Source organism: Variovorax sp. Varisp41, assembly GCF_047325085.1.
GTDB lineage: Bacteria > Pseudomonadota > Gammaproteobacteria > Burkholderiales > Burkholderiaceae_C > Variovorax.
Genome location: NZ_CP168540.1, coordinates 3,864,808 through 3,884,827 on the forward strand (window position 1 = coordinate 3,864,808; position 20,020 = coordinate 3,884,827).

Consider the following 20,020-nt stretch of genomic DNA (forward strand, 5'->3'; position numbering starts at 1 on the left):
TGCGGGGCTATTCGGTTTGGTATAGCGTGCCGACGCTCGCGAAGTCGCGGCCGTTCTGCTCCACGTTGACCTGGAACGGCACGCTTTCGCCGGGCGCGATGGCCGGCAGGTTGTCGACCAGCTTGAAGCCGCTGAGCTGTCCGTCGCGGTCGCGCAGGCTGACCCACAGCCGCACCTTGCCGACGATGGTCGTGCCCGGATTGCCGACCTTGCCCGTGACCTGCACGCTCTTGTAGAGGAAGCGCTGGCTGAAGTTGAGCAGCACGCTGCCGGTCTCGGCCTTGGTGCCGGTCACCTGCACCTCGAGCGGCGTGCGCGGACCGGGCAGTGCCGCGCGGCGCATCGGCTTCCACTCGACGCGGGTCTGGGTGATGCGGTCGACCTCGCGCGGCTCCAGCAGGATCGGGAAGCGCTCGCCCGGGTAGAGATAGGCCAGGCCCTGGATGGCGGTGGCGCCGTCGGCCTTGCTGCCGCCGAAGCGCGAGATCACGCCGCCGGGCGCGATCACCACCGCCTCCTTGCTGCGGTTCACGAGCTCGGTCAGGAACAGCGGCCGCTGGATGTTGCTGCGGCCCGCCACCAGCGGCAGCAGTTCGAGCTCCTTGAGGTCGAAGCGCTCGCTGTCGTCGGCCAGCAGGTCCTCGGTGCTCAGGCGCAGGTCGGCATGGAAGACCTCGGGCGCGCCGGCGGTGCGGATCACGCGGTCGGCGCTGCGCACCGCGCTGCGCGAGCCGCCGGCTTCGACGGTGCTGTAGGCGATGCGGTAATCCCAGGCCGCGACCTGCGCGGCGCGGCCGAAGCGTGCGAGGTCGATGTCGATCGCGCTGCGCGCGCCGGGCGGGATGTCGTTGCCCTGCGCATAGCCGCGGCCGAAGCCGATCACGTTGCCGGCGTCGTCGTAGAGCGTGGCGAGCGCCTCGACGCCGCCGATCGCCGCATCCTTGCGCTCGTTGACCACGCGCCCCACCAGCCGCACGCGCTCGCCCTGCTGCACCAGCCGCAGGCGCGAGAACGCGAGCCGCGGGCCGTCGGCCGAGCGGTAGGGTGCCGACAGGCGCTGCACCTGCAGCTCCTGGCGCGTGACGTTCTTGCCGCTCGGCAGGTCGATCAGCAGCGGCGCGCTCTCGCCGGGCTCGAGCACCGAGATCGGCAGCGATTCGCCGCGCTCCTCGAGCCGCGTCTCGCCGTCGTAGTAGGTGGCCTTGACGCTCGCGCGCTCGAGCGGCTTGCCGGTCTCGTTGCGCGCCACCACCAGCAGCTTGGGCCGCGCCGAGCTGCCGCTGCCCACCAGCACCTGGCGCGGTTCGCCGAGCTTGAGGCCATCGGTGGGAATGTTGCGGTCGACCACCGAGGCGACCGCGGCGCGGCGGCCGCCGTCGGACGTGTCCTTGCGCGTGAACATCTGCACCACCGTCACGAGCAGGGTGATGCCGACCACGGCCGCGACCGCGAAGCCCGCGGTGCGCATCGCCACCTTCTGCCGCGCCGCCTGCTCGTCGGCGAGACGGCGCGCGGCCGCATCCTTGACCTGGTCGAGCACGCGGTCGAGGCGGTCGGAGATGTCGTCCTCCACCAGCGTGACGGAGCCGCAGTGCTGGCAGGTGAATTCGTTGAGGCCGGTGCGCTTGAGCACGCTGCTGCCGCATTCGCCGCACTTGAGCGTCTGGAGATCGATGGTCATGGGAAGCGCTGGTCGTTGTCGTCTTGTTCGTTGGAATGGCACTGGCCGTCGATCGCCTCGCGCAGCGCGGCGCGCAGGCCCTCGATGTCGCCCGCGCGCACTTCGCGCACGCCCTGCCGGCCCGCGAGGCCGCAGGCGGTGGAGGCCACCACCGGCACGCCGGCCGCGAGCGCGCGCAGCGCCGCGCGCGGCGCATGCTCCACATGCGCGGGCAGCACCACCACGCGGGCGCCGTCGAGCCAGTCGCCGCGCGGATCGCGGGCCGCATCCAGCGCGATGCCCCGCCAGAGCGAGGCGTCGGCCGATGGCGAGCCGAGCACGCGCAGGCGCCATCCGCTGCCGCGCAATGCCGCGGCCAGTTCGCGCGCGCCCTTGCGCGCGAGAGCGCTGGCGGGCAGCACGACCAGCGGCGCGCCGTCGTCCGGTGTCCGATTCGCACGCGGCGACATGCCGGGCAGCACCCATTCGAGCCGCTCCAGCGTGGCCTGCGGCGCCGCGGTGGCCATCGCGTCCGCCACCGCCGCATGTGGGGTGACCACCGTGGCCGCGCGCGCGAATGCCTGGGCTTCGGCACGCACCAACGACGGCGCGACACGGAAGTCGCGCAACGTGGTGTCGTCGGGCCAGCGCGCCGCGGCCGCATCGAGACGTGCCTCGATCTCGGCCATCGGCAGCGCGCCGGCCAGCACGGTGAACGCGCGTCCGTCGAGCGCGCCGAGGCGCTGCAGATGCGGCAGCAGCGCCTGGTCGACCACCAGTTGCGTGTGTTCGGGCCGAAGCCGTGCCGCGAAGGCCCGCGCGAGCCAGCGCTGCGCATCGATCACGCCGGCCTGCCGCCGCCCGCCTTCCCGGCGCGCCCACAGTCGGCGCCACAACGCGCCGCGAACGCTGGCCAGCCAGGGCCGGTGCACCGAGGCCTCGCCGCCGCGCCAGTCCCTCATCGGCCGCCAGAACGCCAGCCGCACGGGCGCGCGCTGCATGCGGTCGGCCTCGGGATGCCGGGCCTCGAGGTAGCGCGCGAACTCGGGCGTCCATGCGTCGAGCAGCACGGCGGTCCGCCCCTGGGCCGCGACCGGCAGCGCGGGCCGGTGACGGAAGCAGTCGTTGCGGTCGCAGCTCAGGCAGCCGCGCGCCACGGGCGGCGCCAGCGCGTCGGCGCCGGCATCGCGCGGCGCGCGCCACATCACGCGCGGCGCGACCGGCGGCGCATGCGCGCGGATGCGCAGCACCAGCTCGGTGGCGGTGATTTCGACTTCGAGCCGCCACGCATGGCGCGCGCGCAGCTTGAGGTCGACGTAGTTCCAGAACACGGTCGCGTCGACCGCATCGTCGGGCCCGGCCGCGGCCTGCTCGATGCGCGCGGTGTGCGCATGGCGCTCGACCAGTTCGAGCCCCGCGCGAGCGCCGACCGTGGCCAGTGCATTCGAGAGCTGGCAGAGCCCGCCCGCCAGTGTCGGCACCACGCAGCCGCCGCGCAGTTCGCGGCCCTGCACGAAGCCGCGCCATGCGCTGGGCCGGCCGAGCTGGCGCCAGAAGCTCAGCAGCTCGCCCGCGGGCACCTCGATGGCATCGAAGGCGGCGCGCGCCACGCGCAGGTTCTGCACCTTGCCGGCGACCAGCGCGAATTCGTCGTCGCGGCCATCGGTCCACAGCGGGCTGCTGAAGCGCGCCAGCACGGGCGCATCGGCCAGCGCATCGGCCATGGGCCAGCGGCGCGCGGAAGGGCGCCAGGTTTCGCGCAACCCATGCGCGATGGCCAGCAACCGGGAGCGCAGCCAGAAATCGATCGCATCGATGCGGCGCGGCGGCTGCCAGGCCTGCACGCTCACGCCGATGGGCCTCGCTTGCGCCACTGGCCGAGGTCGACCTCGATGCGTTCGTCGATGTTGCCGCTCCAGTGCACGGCGAAGCCGACGCCCCGGAGCAGCGCGGCGATGCGCTGCCCGACCGCCACGGTATTGGCCTCGCGCCGCGCGATCTCGGGAATCAGGCCGCCGCTGAAGGCCAGGTGCAGCCGGCCGGTGCGCACCGCGCGCTCGAGGTCCTGCGCGTGATAGAAGCAGCAGCCCACGATGCCCGAGGCGTCGCGGCCGGCGGCGCGCCAGGCATCGCGCACGTCGTCCTGGCCGTCGGCCAGCGTGTTGCCCGCGCGGTGCAGCGCGATGATCTTCTCTTCGCGCAGCTGCGCGAACGCGGTCTCGAGGCGGTCGTATTCGGTCTGCGCGGGCCACTCGGCTTCGGCCGCATGCTTGGCGGCGCAGGCGCGCGCGGTCTCGGCCTTGACCCAGGCCCGGTCATCGGAAGTCAGCTCGTCGGGATCGAGGTACTCGTCGGTGATCATCCATTCGACGTCGGCGTCGTGATGAAAGCCTGACCACACGAGATCGTGGATCCTTTGTCGCGTGTCTTCGGTGTCGAGAGTGAGGGCCATGCGTAATGGGTCAGCCGCGCTCGGCGGCGGGGTCGTGCTTGCTTTTGTCGTGGCAGAAGCGCCCGTACATTTTCGCGTGCCCGCACCACAATGGCGCTGTAGGCCGAAAGCATGACGTTGTGCGGTCCATCGAGCCGCGAGCAACATCATCGATCATGCATTGCAGCATGGCAATGCGCCATTCGGCGGACGACGGCTCGTGCGATCGGCCGAATGGGAGAGCGAAGCGCACCGCGGCGGTGCAACGTTGCAGTGGCGTGTCGCGGTGTCCCAGCGACCGCACGGGTTCGCGCGCGACGGCATGGAGGCCGAAAGCGCTCGATACGCCGCATGCGGCTCTGTGCGATTTGCGCGACAGACCCGGTTTCACGGCCGCATCGGCCGCGAAGTGCGCTGCATCCGCCGTTAATGCTTTGGATTGACCGACATCCAAGCGAAAGGCCGGCCCCTGCTTTCGCAAGGGCCGGCCTCCGGGTGGCTAGACCACTCGACTCACCGCGGGAGCGAGCCCCGCGATGCGACCGAGTTCTGGGCGCCGATTACAGCGGCAGCGAGTCGCCGCGGGCAGCGGCGCGGGCTTGTGCGCGCACCGCATTGCGGTCCACGGTGCTGGCGACCAGCGGGGCCACGCCCGACGAAGCGCCTTCGGCGTACGGGTCGGCGCTGTGCGCAGCGGCAACGGCTTCGGCACGGACGGCGGCACGGCTGGTATCCGAGGCGACCACCTGGGCCGGGCCGGCGTTGGCGCCTTCGGCATAGGGGTCGGCGCTGCGAGCGGCGATGACGGCCTGGCCGGCGACTTCGGCGCGGCTGGCGGCCGAGGTCAGGGGATGCACACCCTCATAGGTTTCTGCATGGGCTGCACCGGCAGCGGCGAGCAGGGAGAGGGCAACGGCGGAGAGGAGCTTCGAGGCGTTCATTTTGAGTATTCCTTCAATTCTTGTGACTTGACTTTGGATGATTCGAACCGGTCTTGGTGGGGCGCCGTCCCTTCGGGGGCGGCCACCTCGTCAGTGCCTGTTCACCCAGATCAGTCGCTGCCTTCTGCTTGTCTTGGAGTCGGCGGCTGGTCCGTGAGACGAATTGTGCGCCTTGAATCTAGGTAAAAACCCTAGGCAAATGGAACCGCGGCGTTCACGGGAAGGAAACAATCGATGGTCCGCGTCCGACATGGAGGGGCTTTCCCCGGAGGGATAGAGTCGCCCCATGCGTGCGGCCAACCCCACCCTTTCTCTCTCGCCATGGGGCGAAGCCGACGATGTCTGGCGCCGTCTCGCGGGCAGTTGGACCTTCGAACGCGCGATCGAAGGCCAGGCCTCGATGCACGGCACCGCTGTCTTCCATGCCGTGCCCGACGCGATACCCGCGACCCTGCACTATCGCGAGCAAGGCCGGCTGCGCCTGCTCGACGGCCGCAGCTTCGACGCCCACCGCGAGTACCTGTACCAGGGCAGTCCCGGCGGTTTCGCGGTGCTGTTCGCCGAACGGCCGCCACGCCTGTTCCACGAGATCGCGCTGCTGCCGGGCGACGACGGCGACACGGCCTGGACCGGCACCGCCGCGCACCTGTGCGCCGCCGACCTCTACGACAGCCTCTATCGCTTCCTGGACGATGGCAGCTTCACGCTGCGCCACACCGTGCGCGGTCCGCGCAAGGACTACGTGAGCCTCACGCGCTTCCGCGCCACCACCTGATCAGCGCCCGAGCCGCGCCGCGAGCGCATCGGCCACGCGCTCCGCAGTCTGCAGCGTGCGGATGGTCAGCGGCGCCAGCAGCCGCAGTCCGCCGCCATGGCCGGCGCGCGCGCGGTGCGCGTCGTCGAGCCGCTGCCACTGCACGTAGAAGTTCTCGGCGAACCGCAGCGTGAGCCCGAGGCCGAGCGCGATGCGGTCGGTGGGCACGCCCAGGCGGCGCAGCGGATGCAGCACCGTCTCGAGCACCGCGAGCAGGTCCTCGAAGCGCGTGGTCAGCGTCAGCATCAGCGCGAGCACCGCGGCGGTGGCGATGCGCAGCGCGCTCGCCACGCCGAGCAGCGTGGTGCCGAGCAGTGCATGGAAGCCGACGATGAGCGCGCAGGCGATCGCGATGCCGAACAGCGTGCGCACCCGGCCCCACGCGGGCCGCCCGAGCGAGGCGAACAGCGCGAGCGACAGTCCACAGGCCGCGCCCAGCAGCGCAGGCCGGTTGGTCAGCACGAGCGCGGTGCCGCCGGCCGACAGCAGCGCGAGCTTGAGCCACGCCGGCACCGCGTGCATCCAGGTGCGCCTGTCGAGATAGAGGCTACGCATGCGGCAGGTCCATCGCCGCGCGTTGCCGCACGTCCTGCGCATAGGCCTCGCAGACCTCGCGGCCCGGGCCGTCGGCCCGCACCCGGCCCTGCGCCAGCCACAGCACGCGCTCGAAATCGTGCACGTGCTCGAGCACATGCGTGGACACCAGCACCTGCTGGTCGCTCGCGGCGAGCTGCGCCGACAGCCGGGCCTGGCTCAGCAGGTCGAGGCTCGCGAACGGTTCGTCGAGCAGCAAGGTGGCGGGCCGGCTGATCAGCAATGCCAGCAGGCAGACCTGCTGGCGCTGGCCCTGGCTCAGTTCGCCGATGGCGCGCTCGGCCCAGGCCGCGAGGCCGCGCCGCGCAAGGAAGTCGCGTGCCTGCCGGCGTGCCTCGGTACGCGATTCGCCGCGCGCCGTGAGGCTGAAGGCCAGTTCCTCGGCCACGGTCGGAAAGATGATCTGGTCGTCGGGGTTCTGGAACATCAGGCCGACGTGCTGCGAGAGCTGGCGGCGATCGGCCACCGTGTCGCAGCCATGCACGCGCACCCGGCCTTCGCCCGGCGGCTCCAGCCCGCTGATCAACCGGAACAGGCTGCTCTTGCCGGCGCCGTTGTCGCCGATCACGCCGATGCGCGCATCGCGCAGCTCGAGCGAGAGGCCATCGAACACGCGCTGTGCGCCGCGCTCCAGCACGACGGATTCGAGACGGATGCCGTGGTCGGCGGAGGAGGGGTCGGTGTGCGGCGGCAAGGGGCCGTCACTGTACCCGACGGCTCATGCCCCCGAAGGGCGCTCGGCCCGCACCAGCGGCAGCCACAGCAGGAAGCGCGTACCCGCCGCATCCGACTCCCACGCCACGTGCCCTTGCACCGCCAGCGCGCGGCGCTGCATGTTCTGCAGGCCGCGGCCGCGGCCGCCGGTCAGGGCCTGCTCGACGTCGAAGCCCTGGCCGTTGTCCTCGATGCGCACCCACACGTGCGCGGCATCCGTGCCGGTCGCCACGCGGATGGTGGTGGCACGCGTGTGGCGCAGGGTGTTGGAGATGCTTTCCTGCACGATGCGCAGCACGTGCAGCGCGCTCGACGGATCGAGCCACGGCAAGGGCGGGATCTCCTGCACCTCCCAGGTCAGCGACACGCCCATGCCCTCGAGCCGCGGGCCGAGCCGGTAGCGCAGGGTGGCGAGCAGCAGCAGCAGGTCGGCGTCGATCGGCTCCATCGAGTCGATCGTGAGCTTCAGGTCGTCGAGGCAGCCCTGGAGGATCTGCGACACCTTCTGGTCGCTGAGCCGGCCCTCCTCCACCGAGCGGATCGCGCTGATCAGCGAGGAGCCCAGCCCGTCGTGCATGTCCTGCATCAGCCGCTGGCGCTCGTCGCTGATGGTCTTCTGCCGCTCGACCTCGCGCAGCCGGCGATGGCTCAGGTCGAGCTCGCTCTCGCGCGCCTGCAACCGCTGCGCGAGGCTGGCGTTGACGCGTTCCACCTCGCCGATCGCGTGCACGTAGCGCCGATACAGCAGGATGCCGAAGACGGCGAAGGTGACGGCGTTGGTGTAGGCGCCCAGGTACCAGCCCTCGGGGCTCACGATGTTGTTCTGCACCATCCAGTCGGTGGCGCCGAGCAGCACGCACACGCCGATGCCGGCCGCCACCAGCCGCCCCTCGGGCGAACGGCGCCAGGCGCTGATGCCGCCCACCAGCCCCACCACCGTGGCCATGCCCGCCACCACCAGGTAAATCAGCGGCGTGACCTGCGGCGTGTTCGGCAGCAGCGCGATGCCGGGCAGGGTCAGCACGCTGACCAGCAAGGTGATCGTCGTCACGGCCCAGGTCAGCAGCGTGAGCGGCCGCTCGTGCAGCTGTCGCAGCGCGTAGTGCACCACCGCCACCAGCCAGAACAGCGCATTGACCGTGAGCCAGGCGAACCAGTCGTTCGCGATCGGCAGCGAGACGTAGAAATGCAGCCCGCGCAGGTACGAGGTGGTAGCGAGGTTGAAGAACAGCAGGTAGCCGGTCTCGTGGCGGCGCCACAGCCACACGAACAGCGCGAACACGCCCACCGCCATGAAGGCCGCGCTCAGCATCGCGGGCAGCTCCTGCTGCAGCCACTGGCGCATCTGGTAGCGGCCCTTGAGCGCGTCGACCGGCCCCAGCCACAGCGAGGCGATGCCCACCTGCGCGGCGCGGGTGTGCTCGAGCCGGATCAGGATCTCGGCCGGCCGCGCGGCCGAGCCATCGTCGCGCTGCTCGAACACCACCCACAGCGGCGTGCGCGTGCTGTTCCACAGCGGTCCCAGTTCCTGCGCGCGATACACCAGCCGGCCATCGGCATAGATCGCGATCGTGCCGTCGGTCTTCACGCGCGAGCCGTACAGCGCGAGCGGACCGCGCAGCCCGGGATGGGGCGGCACCTTCAGCCGCAGCCAGGTGGTGCGCGTCTCCTTGCCCGGGTCCGAGATCGTGTTGGCGTCGGCCTGGTCGAGCAGCGCGATCGGCAGCGCCAGCGGCAGCTCGACCGGTTGCCAGGCATCGGGCAATTGCTGGCCGCTGAAGATCAGCGGCGGCGCCATGAAACCGTTCGCGCGCTGCACCTGCCAGTCGGCCCGCGTGATGTGCTGCGTCGCGCCCGGGGGGTACTTGCCGCCCGAGTGGTCGCCGAAGAAGGCCCCCATGGCCACCAGCAGCGCCACCGACACGACGAACACCAGGCAGGCGATCGGCGACGGCAGGCGTGCCTTCGCCCGGGCCAGGGGCCCCTCGCCTTCGCGGCGGACGTCGGTGGAAGCGTTTTTGGAGAACAAGGCGCGCCGGATGCGGAGGATTCGGCGCGAATTGTCGGGCAGAGCCCCGGCGCCGCGCCATGCCGGCGGGGCAAGAGGCGCGTTTGCCCTACACCGGCCCGTTGCACCGGCCGTCAGTGCCGCTCGACGAATGCCCGGATCGACGCGACGATGCCCGCCGCATCGAGGCCCTGCAACGCGAGCAGTTCGCCCCGATCTCCATGCCCGATGAAGACATCGGGCAGGCCCAGGCGAAGCAGCCGCACCGGCAGCCCTTCCATCGCGATGCGCTCCGCGCAGGCCGCGCCCGCGCCACCGATGACCGAGGCCTCCTCGAGCGTGACGAGCACCTCGTGCGTCGCGGCAAGGTCGAGCAGCAGCGCCTCGTCGAGCGGCTTGACGAAGCGCATGTTGGCGACGCTCGCGTCGAGCGCCTCGGCGGCCTCCATCGCGGCATGGAGCAAGGGCCCGAAGGCGAGCAACGCCACCCTGGCGGGCCTGTTGCCCGTCGACCTGCGCACGACCACGCCGCGGCCGAGTGCCAAGGGCTGGTCCGTGCGAACGCCGTCGTCCGCGGGGACGACGGCCCTCGGGTAGCGCACCGCCGACGGCCCGTCGTGATCCAACCCCAGCGCGAGCATCCGCCGGCACTCGTGCCCGTCGGCCGGCGTCATCAGCAACAGGTTCGGAACGCAGCGCAGCGCCGCCACGTCGAAGGCGCCCAGGTGCGTGGCACCGTCCCCGCCCGCGATTCCCGCGCGGTCGATCGCGAACAGCACCGGCAGGTTCTGCAGGCAGACGTCGTGGACGAGCTGGTCGTAGCCGCGCTGCAGGAAGGTCGAATAGATCGCCACGATCGGCCGCATGCCGGCCACGGCGAGTCCCGCGGCCAGCGTCACCGCATGCTGCTCCGCGATGGCGGCGTCCACGAAGCGCGCCGGGAATCGCCGCTCGAAATCGACCAGGCAGGAGCCCTCGCGCATCGCGGGCGTGATCGCGACGATGGCCGGGTCGTCGGCCGCCGCGTCGCACACCCATTGGCCGAAGACCTGGCTGAAGCTCGGGCGGCTCGCGGCCTTGGCGGCCACGCCCACGGCGAGGTCGAAGGGGCCGGGCCCGTGGTAGGTGGTCGGGTCGGCCTCGGCCGGCGCATAGCCCCTGCCCTTTTGCGTGACGACGTGGAGGACCTGCGGCGCGCGCGATCGCTTCGCGGCGCGGAACGCGGCCACGAGCGCCTCGGCATCGTGGCCGTCGATGGGGCCGGTGTAGCGCAGGCCCAGCAGCTCGAACAGCGAGCGGTGGTCGGCGCGAGCGGATGCGTCCCGCTCGACCAGGCCGCGCAGATGCTGGTGCAGCGCGCCCAGCGCGGGCGAGATCGACATCCCGTTGTCGTTGAGCACCACGACCAGCGGCAAGGTCGCGAAGCTGCCCGCATGGTTGAGCGCCTCGAAGGTCATTCCCGCCGAGAGCGCGCCGTCGCCGACGATGGCGACGGCATGCCTGCCGTCGTCCCGCATGCCCATCGCGATGCCCACCGCCGCCGAGACGGCGGTGCCCGCATGGCCGGCACCGAAGGGGTCGTAGGGCGACTCGTCCCTCGAGGTGAACCCCGACAGGCCGCCGACCTTGCGCAAAGTGGCCATCGCCGGGCCACGGCCCGTGAGGATCTTGTGCGCATAGCACTGGTGGCCGACATCCCAGACCAGCGCATCGCGCGGCGTGTCGAAGACGTGGTGCAAGGCAAGGGTGAGCTCGACCACGCCGAGGTTCGAGGCGAGATGGCCGCCCGTTCGCGACACGCTGCGCAGCAGCGCGCTTCGGAGATCGGTGGCCACTTCGGCGAGGTCCGCGGGATCGAGGTCGCGCAACTGCGCGGGCGTGGGAAAGCTGGATGACGGGTCGGAGGGCGGCATGGATGCCTTTGGGTTCTCGAGGGGTTGTCTTCGGCCCCGGCGGGCGCCATGGGCATGGGTACGGATCTGCCACACCAATAGTTGCTATCGCATGCAGATAGATCCGCCGAGATCGAGGTCATGGCGGCGAATCATGGCCAATTCAGCCTTCTTCATCGCCCACATCGCCGCGATCCACGCCAGGCAGGTTACATCACAACTGATTGCATTTGCAATGAACTAGGGATACATTGCCGTTGCGCATTGCACGATTCATATCCACATAATGAAATTTAAAGGCGATGCGAATGACGTTCGAACAACGAACCGCACAACGAAGGAGCAACGAATGAACGACTTGGCGAGCGCGGACGACATCGATCCGCAAGAGACACGCGAATGGCTCGACGCCATGCGCGCCGTGGTGATCCACGAAGGCCGCGACCGGGCCCATTACCTGCTGGACCAGTTGATCGAGCAGGACCACGCGGCCGCGGGCCGCTATGCCGCGCCGCGCACCACGCCCTACGTGAACACCGTGCGCGTCGCCGACCAGCCGGCCTTTCCGGGCGACGTGAACATCGAGCTGCGGCTCGACGCCTACCTGCGCTGGAATGCGATGGCGCTGGTGCTGCGCGCGGGCAAGCACTCGGGCGTCGGCGGCCACATCGCGACCTATGCCTCGGCCACCACGCTCTACGAGACCGGCTACCGGCACTTCTTCCGCGCCGCCACGCCCGGGTTCCTCGGCGACATGCTCTACATCCAGGGCCATTCCTCGCCCGGCATCTATGCGCGCGCCTACCTCGAGGGGCGCCTGTCGGAGCAGCAGATGGACCGTTTCCGGCGCGAGATCGGTGGCGGCCTCGCCTCCTACCCGCATCCGCGCACGATGCCGGACTTCTGGCAGTTCCCGACCGTCTCGATGGGCCTCGGTCCGCTGATGGCGGCCTACCAGGGACGCTACATGCGCTACCTCGAGGACCGCGGGCTGATCCCGGCGCAGGGCCGCAAGGTCTGGGCCTTCCTCGGCGACGGCGAGCAGGACCAGCCCGAGACCCTGGCCGCGGTCGCGATGGCGGGCCGCGAGAAGCTCGACAACCTGATCTTCGTGGTGAACTGCAACCTGCAGCGCCTCGACGGCCCGGTGCGCGGCAACGCCAAGATCATCCAGGAGCTCGAGAGCGTCTACCGCGGCGCGGGCTGGAACGTGATCAAGCTCGTCTGGGGCAGCGGCTGGGACGAACTGCTGGCGCAGGACCACGACGGCCGGCTGCACCGGCGCATGATGGAATGCGTCGACGGCGAGTACCAGGCCTTCAAGGCGCATGGCGGCGACTACGTGCGCGAACACTTCTTCGGCAAGGACCCCGAGCTGCTCCAGCGGGTCGCGCACCTGAGCGACGCGCAGATCGGCGCCCTCGCCCGCGGCGGCCACGACCCGCTCAAGGTGCATGCGGCCTATGCCGCCGCCGTGCGCCACCAAGGCCAGCCGACCGTGATCCTCGCCAAGACGGTGAAGGGCTACGGCATGGGCGCGGCGGGCGAAGCGGCCAACATCAACCACCAGCTGAAGAAGATGGGCGACCCGGCCGTGCGCGCCTTCCGCGATCGCTTCGCGATCCCGGTGCCCGACGAACGGCTCGAGGAGATCCCGTACATCAAGCCCGCGCCCGGCAGCCCCGAAGCCGCCTGCCTCGAGGCTGGCCTCCAGCGCGCCGGCGGGCTCCTGCCTTCACGCTCGCGCGGACCGGGCCCGCTGGCAACGCCCGCGCTCGCGGCCTTCGCGAGCCACCTGCAAAGCAGCGGCGAGCGCGAGTACGCCACCACCATGGCCTTCGTGCGCATCCTCGCGCAACTGCTCAAGGACCCGGTGCTGGGTCCGCGCGTGGTGCCGATCGTGCCCGACGAGTCACGCACCTTCGGCATGGACGGCATGTTCCGCCAGGTCGGCATCTACTCGCACGTGGGCCAGCTCTACACGCCGCAGGACGCCGACCAGCTGAGCTTCTACAAGGAGGACCGCCAGGGGCAGATCCTGCAGGAAGGCATCAACGAATCGGGCGCGATGTCGTCCTGGATCGCGGCGGCGACCGCGCACAGCACGCACGGCGTCGCCACCATCCCGTTCTATATCTTCTATTCGATGTTCGGCTTCCAGCGCGTGGGCGACCTGGCCTGGGCCGCCGGCGACATCCGCGCGCGCGGCTTCCTGCTCGGCGCGACCTCGGGCCGCACCACGCTCGAGGGCGAGGGCCTGCAGCACGACGACGGCCACAGCCACGTGCTGTCGTCGGTGATCCCGTCCTGCGTGTCCTACGACCCCGCCTACTCGTACGAGATCGCGGTGATCGTGCAGGACGGGCTGCGCAGGATGTACGGCGAGCCGCAGGAGGACGTCTTCTACTACCTCACGCTGATCAACGAAAAGAGCGCGCATCCGGCGATGCCCGAGGGCGCCGAGGAAGGCATCGTGAAAGGCATGTACCGCCTGAAGCGGGGCGCCCGTGCCGCCGACGCGCCGCACGTGCAGTTGATGGGCAGCGGCGCGATCCTCTCCGAGGTGATCGCGGCCGCTGCGCTGCTGGAGCGCGACTCCGGCGTGAGCGCCGACATCTGGAGCGTCACGAGTTTCTCGGAGCTGCGCCGCGACGGCCTCGAAGCCGAGCGCTGGAACCGCCTGCATCCGGCGCAGGCGCCGCGCGCTTCGTACGTCGCGCAGTGCCTGGCTGGCGAGGACGGGCCGGCGATCGCCGCCACCGACTACATGAAGATCGTGCCCGACCAGATCCGCCCCTTCGTCGGCGATCGCCGCTTCGTGACCCTGGGCACCGACGGCTTCGGCCGCTCCGACACGCGCGAAGCGCTGCGCGCCTTCTTCGAGGTCGACCGCCATCACGTCGCGCTCGCGGCGCTCAAGGCGCTGGCCGACGACGGCACGGTCGACGCGGAACTGCCGGCGCGGGCCCTGTCGCTCTACGGCATCGACCCCGAAGCCAGGTACGCGGCGCTGCCCTGACGATGCGCGCCGGGGCGGCGGAGAGAGAATCGAGGTCCACTCTCGAAAACGCTCTCCCCCGTATGGCAACGCCCCGTTCCACCGCCGTGCGCGGCACCTCCACCTGGGCCTCCTTCATCAGCGCCTATGTGCTGGTGCTCGACTTCATGGAGGACAGCTTCCGCAAGGAAGGCCTGCCGCCGCTGACCTGGTACGACGTGCTGTGGCTGCTCGACGCCTCGCCGAACGGCCGCATGCGCATGCACGAGCTCGCGGAGCGCGCGGTCTACAGCCGCAGCTTCATCTCGCGCATCGTCACCACACTCGAGGCCGAGGGGCTGGTGGTGCGCGAGGTCGACGAGACCGACGGGCGCGGCCGCGTCGCGGTGCTGACCGAGCAGGGCCGCGCGCTGCGCCGCAGGATGTGGCCGCCTTACCAGAAGCTCATCCACGAGATGTTCAACGAGCACATGACGGCTTCGGAGCTCGAGTCGATGGAACGCGGCCTGCGCCGCGTGATCGCGGGCGCGCACCAGCGCAACCAGGACCTGCGCAGCGCCGCGGCGCAGCCCGCCGCCGAACCCCGAAGCACCCGCAAGCGCTCGCGCTCGCGCTCGACCACCCAGCGCTCGGGCGCGTAGCTCAGACGGACGAAGGCCAGCCCGACAGGAATCGCGGCGGCACGGCCTCCGTCAGCCAGACCCCGTTCTCCGCGCGATGGAAGGCATGGCCCAGCGCCTGCATTCCGCCCGCGTCGACGCGCAGCACATGCGCCTTGCCATGGCGCCGCCCGACCTGCACGGCGGTCGCCTCGTCGGCCGACAGGTGCACATGCTGCCGCGTGCCGGAGCGCAGGCCTTCGGCACGGATCGATGCGAGGAAGCGCGTGGCCGTGCCATGGAAGAGCACGGCCGGTGGCTCCGCCGGCTCGAAGCTGCGGCGGACCTGCGGCGTCGAATGGCCCTGCAGCGCGCGGATGCAGCGGCCGTCGGCCGACAGCGCGTAGCGCTTCTTCGCGCCCACCTCGACCGGATCGACCGCCTGAACGACCTGCGCATGCGTGAGCGCGCGACCCGAGGCCACAGCGCCGGTCACCAGCGCATCGATCTCGGCCCAGCCCTCGGCATCGAGCGCGAGGCCGATGGATTCGGGCGCATGACGCAGCACGTAGGCGATGAACCGGCTCGCGTCCTCGGGCGTCATGCGCTCTTCCAATGATCGGCCTGCGCGAGCAGCGCGTTCCACAGGCGTTGCGCATGCACGGACGGCGGACGGTCGGCCGCGCGGAACAGGTGGTACTCGAGCGGCGGCCCTGCAGCGGCACCGCCACCAGGCCCTTGGGAATGCGGCAGCAGGCATTCACCACCGTCAGCCCGAAGCCGAGCTGGGCGAAGCGCAGCATCAGCTCCCAGCCATCGGCCTCGAGCGAGGGCTGCCACGACACCGACTCGGCCTGCAACAGCCGGCCGAGCAGTTCGCGGTGCGGCCGACCCGCGGGCGGCACGATCAGTTGCGCCCCCTGCAGATCGCGCAGGCGCACCGAACGGCGCGAGGCCAGCGCATGCGCGCGCGGCAGCACCAGCACCTGGCCGACGACCGTGAGCCGCACCGCATGCAGATCGGTCGGCACGGCGCCCAGCGGCGCGATGCCCAGTTGGGCCTGGCCCGCTCGCACCGCCTGCACCGAGGCGTCGCGGTTGCGCGTGAGCAGCTGCAGGTGCGGCGAGGCACCCGGCCCCGAGAACTGCGACAGCGCCTTGCCCAGCAGGTAGAGGTAGGCGCCCTCGCCGGCCGCGAGGCTGACCACCGCCTGCTCCTGCCCCTGCGCGAGCCCCTTCACGAAGCGCTGGTTGAGCAGCAGCAACTCGCGCGCATGGCGCGCCACCTGCTCGCCCGCGCTCGTGAGCTGCAGCGCGCTGCCCACGCGCAGGTAGAGCTTGGCGTCGAGCTGCTCCGACAGCTTTCGCACCTTCGCATGCAGGGCCGGCTGGCTGATGTGCAGCAGGCGCGCCGACTCGCTGAAGTTCAGCGTGTCGGCGAACACGGCGAAGGATTGCAGCGCGTCGAGGTTGGTGCGGGGGATGTCCACCTATCCATTCTATGGATAGCCCATCGCATATCGGTAGTTCCTGGTGATGGCCTTCGTTCCTACGATCCACCGCACACAAGAGAAAGGAACACGACATGAAGAACGCATCGCAACATTTCCCGCGCCTGGGCATCGACATCGGCCGCGTGCTGATCGCGGCCGAACGGGCCGACGGCGGCGACACCGCCTTCATCGGCGGCTCGCTGCGGGACGCGCTCGACACGCCGCCCTACGAAGGCATGTTCGAGGCCGTCGCGCCGCTGGTCGATCGCTTCGAGGGCCGCGTCTGGCTGGTGTCGAAGTGCGGGCCGAGCGTGCAGGCCAAGAGCCGCGCCTGGCTCGCGCACCACCGCTTCTTCGAACGCACGGGCATGGCGCCCGGCAACCTGCGCTTCTGCCTGCAGCGTCCGCAGAAGGCCGACCACTGCCGCGAACTGGGCATCACGCATTTCATCGACGACCGCAGCGACGTGCTGGGCCATCTCGAAGGCATCGTGCCGAACCGCTACCTGTTCGGCCCGCAGGCCAGGCCCGTGGCCATGGCCGGCCTGGTGCCGCTGCCCGCATGGCGCGATGCGGCGGCGCTGGTGCGCTGAATCAGGCGTCCAGCTCGGGATAGCGCCGGAAGATGCCGTCCTCGTTGAAGGCGATGCGGCGCGGGCTCTGCAGGTAGTCGTGCACGCGCTGGCGGCGCCGAACGTTGGCATGCAGCTTCGCCACCGCCGGCGTCTTCGCGAGCGCCTGCGCGGTGGCCTTGGGAAAGGCGTACTGCAGTCCGTCGACCAGTTGGAACAGCGACAGGTCGGCATAGGTCAGCACGTCGCCCACCAGGTGCAGGTCGCCCGAGGGATTGCGCCGCAGCACGCGCTCGAACCAGTCGAGGAACTTCGGGATGCGCTGCTCGCGGAAGGCCTTCGCACGCGCCAGCGCGGCGTCGCGCTGGTCCTCGTAGTAGTCGCCGGTCGAGATTGGGTGGTGCGTGTCGTGCGCCTCGGCCACCGCGTCGGCGATGGTGAGCTGCAGCTGGTGCGTCCACAGGCCGTCCGATTCGCCGACGCCGGCCAGGCCCAGGCGCGGGCCCAGGTAGAGCAGGATCGCGGCGGTCTGGCCGACGACGATGTCGCCATCGACGAGGAAAGGCGGCGCGAACGGCGGCCGCGTCGCGAGCGGATCGGCGAGGCGACGGCCGAGGGCGCCCTCGCCGCCGCCCTTGTCCTCGCGCTCGCGCGCCACGTCGACATAGTCGGCACCGGCGGCCTCGAGCGCGAGCCGGACGAATTCGCCGCGGCCCTGGATGGTGGGCCAGTAGTGAAGTTGGTAAGGCATGTGGCCATGGTGGCAGGCCCGGCGCGGCGCCGCAACCGCCGGCAGCGAACTGTGGAACTTCGATGACAAGGAGGCGCGCGTTCGGCGAAACCGCTCAGCGCAGCAGCATGCCCAGCAGCACCGCCACCAGCAGCACGAGGTAGCCCCAGGCATGCACGCGGTCGGGCAGGCGGCCGATCAGCGGGGCGGCGGCGCGCACGCCCAGCAGCGATCCCGCGACCAGCGCGGCGAAGGCCGGCAGGTCCACGTAGCCGAGGTGCCAGCCCTCGAGCGCCGCGCCCGAGCGCCAGGCCAGCGCCATGTAGGTGGCGGTGCCGGCCAGCGCGATGGGCAGCGACAGCGGATTGGCCATGGCGGTGGCGCGCGTCATGTCGATGCCGCGGCGGCGCATCAGCGGCACGGTCATCACGCTGCCGCCGACGCCGAGGAAGGCCGCGATCAGGCCGATGACGAAGCTGCCCGCGGTGGCGATGCCGCGCGAGAGCGGCGCGATGGCTGCCGTCGCCGCGGCACGGCGCACGACGAAACCCGGGCGCAACAGGCAGTCGAGAATGGTGACGCCCAGGTAGACGATGAAGGCCAGCCGCACGAATTCGCCATCGGCCCGCACGGCGGCCGCGGCACCGACGATGGCGCCGAGCCCGATGAAACCGAGCAGCGGCCGGATCAGCGGCCAGTCGATGGTGCCGGCGCGCTGGTGGCGCCGCGTGGCGAGCAGCGCGCTCGCGATCATCACGCAGGTCGAGGTGGCCACGGCGATGTGCATGGCCGCACGGCCGGTGGCGCTGTGCTCGCCATGCGCGAGCAGCAGCACGCGGTAGAGCAGCGGCACCACGACGAAGCCGCCACCGAAACCGAACAGCACGGTGGTGACGCCCGCGAGGCCACCGAAGACCGCGAGCAGGAGATAGATCCACACGAGAGGCACTCCAGGAGAACGAAGACAGGCCTCGACGATAGGCCGGCACCCCGCGGCGCGCCCGCGCAAGTCGGACAATGATGTTCTCGTTCCGGCCAACCCATCCTCCCCCATGCGCAACGTCCCGATCGATACCGTCGACGCCATCGCCCGCCCGGTGCTCGCGATCGGCACCGACTACCCGCCGGGCCAGCTGTTGCCCACGCACAGCCATCGGCGCGCGCAGTTCCTCTACGGCGCCACCGGCGTGATGGAGGTCGGCACCGACGACGGCGCCTGGGTGGTGCCGCCGCAGCGCGGCGTGTGGATACCGGCGGGCCAGCCGCACCGCGTGCGCATGCTGGGCGTGAGCACGCGCAGCCTCTACATCGAGCCGCGCGAGGCGCCGCGCCATGGCCGCCAGTGCGAGGTGCTCGAGGTGTCGCCGCTGCTGCGCCAGCTGCTGCTGGCGGCCGTCGAGGTGCCCGCCGAATACGAACGCCAGGGCCGAGACGGCCTGCTGATGCGGCTCGCGCTGCACGAACTGGCGCGCGCCGAGGCGCTGCCGCTGCATCTGCCGCTGCCGCGCGAGCCGGCGCTGGCCACGCTGTGCCTGGACTTCCTGCGCACGCCCGACATCCATGCCACGCCGGCGCAATGGGCCGCGCGGCTGCACGTGAGCGAACGCACCTTCAGTCGCCGCTTCGGCCGCGAGACCGGCATGGCCTTCGGCCAGTGGCGCCAGCGCGCCTGCGTGCTGCTGGCGCTGTCGCGACTGGCGTCCGGCGACACGGTGACGGCGGTGGCGCTCGATCTGGGCTACGACAGTCCGGCGGCGTTCTCGACCATGTTCCGCCGCGCGCTGGGCCGCCCGCCCTCGCACTTCGCGGATGCCGGCGCTCAGAGCTCCATGCGGTAGCCGACGCTGTAGATCGACTTGATCCAGTCCTCCGAACCGCCGGCCTCGGCGAGCTTGCGGCGCAGGTTCTTGATGTGGCTGTCGATGGTGCGGTCGGTCACGACACGCCGGTCGTCGTAGATGCGGCCGAGCAGCTGGTCGCGCGAGAAGGCGCGGCCGAGCGCGCCGTGCAGCACGGCCAGCAGGCGGAATTCGACCGGCGTGAGGTCGAGTTCGCGGCCGCGCACGCTGGCACGGCCCGCGGCATCGACCACCAGCAATGCGGCCTGCGCGGGCAAGGGCGCGGCCGAGGGCCTCGCGTTCGCGGCGCGATGCCGCCGCAGCACCGCGCCCACGCGCGCCACCACCTCGCGCGGGCTGAAGGGCTTGCACACGTAGTCGTCGGCGCCGATCTCCAGACCCAGCAGGCGGTCGACCTCCTCGACGCGCGCGGTCACCATGATCACCGGCACCGTGCCGATGCGCCGCAGGTCGCGGCAGATCTCGACGCCGTCGCGCCCGGGCAGCATCAGGTCGAGCAGCACGAGGTCGGGCCGCTGCGCATGGAAGGCCGGCAGCGCCGCGTTGCCGTCGGCGACCCAGTGGTGCGTGTAGCCGGCCGCCGCGAGGTAGTCGCCGAGCACGGCCGCCAGCCGCGGCTCGTCCTCGACGACGAGCACATGGCCCTGGGCCGGAAGGCCGGTGCTCATTGAAAGACCTTCGTGCTTCGCACTGCGGTGCGAGCTTGCCTGGGGCG

The 20,020-nt window shown here is 71.0% G+C and carries 18 protein-coding genes and 1 pseudogene; 5 read left to right on the top strand and 14 right to left on the bottom strand.

Features of this window, described 5'->3' with window-relative positions:
• Nucleotides 1-7: 7 nt before the first annotated feature.
• From ACEN9J_RS17760 to ACEN9J_RS17780, 5 genes are all read right to left on the bottom strand, one after another.
• Nucleotides 8-1,681 (bottom strand): FxLYD domain-containing protein, encoded by a 1,674-nt coding sequence (locus ACEN9J_RS17760; protein ID WP_413761670.1) that lies wholly within the window; start codon nt 1,679-1,681, stop codon nt 8-10.
• A complete protein-coding gene (locus tag ACEN9J_RS17765) occupies nt 1,678-3,510 on the bottom strand; it encodes a VanW family protein (RefSeq protein WP_413761671.1) in 1,833 nt (610 codons plus the stop codon). The genes ACEN9J_RS17760 and ACEN9J_RS17765 overlap by 4 nt, the downstream gene beginning before the upstream one ends.
• A complete protein-coding gene (locus ACEN9J_RS17770) occupies nt 3,507-4,061 on the bottom strand; it encodes a DUF6891 domain-containing protein (protein ID WP_413761672.1) in 555 nt (184 codons plus the stop codon). The genes ACEN9J_RS17765 and ACEN9J_RS17770 overlap by 4 nt, the downstream gene beginning before the upstream one ends.
• 61 nt (nt 4,062-4,122) lie before the next feature.
• The gene (locus tag ACEN9J_RS17775) at nt 4,123-4,572 is read right to left on the bottom strand and encodes a hypothetical protein (protein WP_413761673.1); all 450 of its coding nucleotides are present in this window, start codon (nt 4,570-4,572) and stop codon (nt 4,123-4,125) included.
• Between the two features lie 79 nt (nt 4,573-4,651).
• A complete protein-coding gene (locus ACEN9J_RS17780; RefSeq protein WP_261215444.1) occupies nt 4,652-5,032 on the bottom strand; it encodes a helicase SNF2 in 381 nt (126 codons plus the stop codon).
• A 286-nt stretch (nt 5,033-5,318) separates the two neighbouring features.
• Here ACEN9J_RS17780 and ACEN9J_RS17785 point away from each other — a divergent pair, with 286 nt between their 5' ends.
• On the top strand, nt 5,319-5,807 hold the full coding sequence (locus ACEN9J_RS17785; protein WP_413761674.1) for a DUF6314 family protein: 489 nt from the start codon (nt 5,319-5,321) through the stop codon (nt 5,805-5,807).
• On the opposite strand, the gene ACEN9J_RS17790 is transcribed toward ACEN9J_RS17785, so the two are convergent.
• From ACEN9J_RS17790 to ACEN9J_RS17805, 4 genes are all read right to left on the bottom strand, one after another.
• Nucleotides 5,808-6,401: an energy-coupling factor transporter transmembrane component T family protein gene (locus tag ACEN9J_RS17790; RefSeq protein ID WP_057597380.1), complete on the bottom strand. Its 594-nt coding sequence runs from the start codon at nt 6,399-6,401 to the stop codon at nt 5,808-5,810. It abuts the gene before it with no gap.
• Complete coding sequence (locus ACEN9J_RS17795; RefSeq protein ID WP_413761675.1) at nt 6,394-7,134, bottom strand: energy-coupling factor ABC transporter ATP-binding protein; 741 nt, start codon at nt 7,132-7,134, stop codon at nt 6,394-6,396. The genes ACEN9J_RS17790 and ACEN9J_RS17795 overlap by 8 nt, the downstream gene beginning before the upstream one ends.
• A gap of 24 nt (nt 7,135-7,158) precedes the next feature.
• A complete protein-coding gene (locus tag ACEN9J_RS17800; RefSeq protein ID WP_413764577.1) occupies nt 7,159-9,054 on the bottom strand; it encodes a sensor histidine kinase in 1,896 nt (631 codons plus the stop codon).
• A 242-nt stretch (nt 9,055-9,296) separates the two neighbouring features.
• A complete protein-coding gene (locus tag ACEN9J_RS17805; RefSeq protein WP_413761676.1) occupies nt 9,297-11,075 on the bottom strand; it encodes a 1-deoxy-D-xylulose-5-phosphate synthase in 1,779 nt (592 codons plus the stop codon).
• A gap of 328 nt (nt 11,076-11,403) precedes the next feature.
• Here ACEN9J_RS17805 and aceE point away from each other — a divergent pair, with 328 nt between their 5' ends.
• Nucleotides 11,404-14,073, top strand: a complete 2,670-nt coding sequence (gene aceE, locus ACEN9J_RS17810) for a pyruvate dehydrogenase (acetyl-transferring), homodimeric type (RefSeq protein WP_413761677.1) — start codon at nt 11,404-11,406, stop codon at nt 14,071-14,073.
• Between the two features lie 62 nt (nt 14,074-14,135).
• Nucleotides 14,136-14,693: a MarR family winged helix-turn-helix transcriptional regulator gene (locus ACEN9J_RS17815; protein WP_057597384.1), complete on the top strand. Its 558-nt coding sequence runs from the start codon at nt 14,136-14,138 to the stop codon at nt 14,691-14,693.
• Between the two features lies 1 nt (nt 14,694).
• Here ACEN9J_RS17815 and ACEN9J_RS17820 read toward each other — a convergent pair whose 3' ends face one another.
• Nucleotides 14,695-15,255 carry an RNA 2'-phosphotransferase gene (locus ACEN9J_RS17820; RefSeq protein WP_413761678.1) on the bottom strand — a complete coding sequence of 187 codons (561 nt, stop codon included), beginning with the start codon at nt 15,253-15,255 and terminating at the stop codon, nt 14,695-14,697.
• Nucleotides 15,256-15,409: 154 nt separating this feature from the next.
• Nucleotides 15,410-16,141: pseudogene (locus tag ACEN9J_RS17825) on the bottom strand (LysR family transcriptional regulator); the annotation flags it as partial.
• A 95-nt stretch (nt 16,142-16,236) separates the two neighbouring features.
• Between ACEN9J_RS17825 and ACEN9J_RS17830 the strand changes: the two are divergent.
• A complete protein-coding gene (locus ACEN9J_RS17830) occupies nt 16,237-16,737 on the top strand; it encodes a hypothetical protein (protein WP_057597387.1) in 501 nt (166 codons plus the stop codon).
• Between the two features lies 1 nt (nt 16,738).
• Here the strand turns inward: ACEN9J_RS17830 and ACEN9J_RS17835 are convergent, their stop codons facing one another.
• Nucleotides 16,739-17,467: a glutathione S-transferase gene (locus ACEN9J_RS17835; protein ID WP_413761679.1), complete on the bottom strand. Its 729-nt coding sequence runs from the start codon at nt 17,465-17,467 to the stop codon at nt 16,739-16,741.
• A gap of 94 nt (nt 17,468-17,561) precedes the next feature.
• Nucleotides 17,562-18,386 (bottom strand): sulfite exporter TauE/SafE family protein, encoded by an 825-nt coding sequence (locus ACEN9J_RS17840; protein WP_261215463.1) that lies wholly within the window; start codon nt 18,384-18,386, stop codon nt 17,562-17,564.
• A 112-nt stretch (nt 18,387-18,498) separates the two neighbouring features.
• On the opposite strand from ACEN9J_RS17840, the gene ACEN9J_RS17845 reads away from it, so the two are divergent.
• Nucleotides 18,499-19,284 carry an AraC family transcriptional regulator gene (locus ACEN9J_RS17845; protein WP_261215465.1) on the top strand — a complete coding sequence of 262 codons (786 nt, stop codon included), beginning with the start codon at nt 18,499-18,501 and terminating at the stop codon, nt 19,282-19,284.
• On the opposite strand, the gene ACEN9J_RS17850 is transcribed toward ACEN9J_RS17845, so the two are convergent.
• Nucleotides 19,266-19,973 carry a response regulator gene (locus tag ACEN9J_RS17850; RefSeq protein WP_057597899.1) on the bottom strand — a complete coding sequence of 236 codons (708 nt, stop codon included), beginning with the start codon at nt 19,971-19,973 and terminating at the stop codon, nt 19,266-19,268. The two genes, ACEN9J_RS17845 and ACEN9J_RS17850, sit on opposite strands and share 19 nt — an antisense overlap.
• Nucleotides 19,974-20,020: the final 47 nt, after the last annotated feature.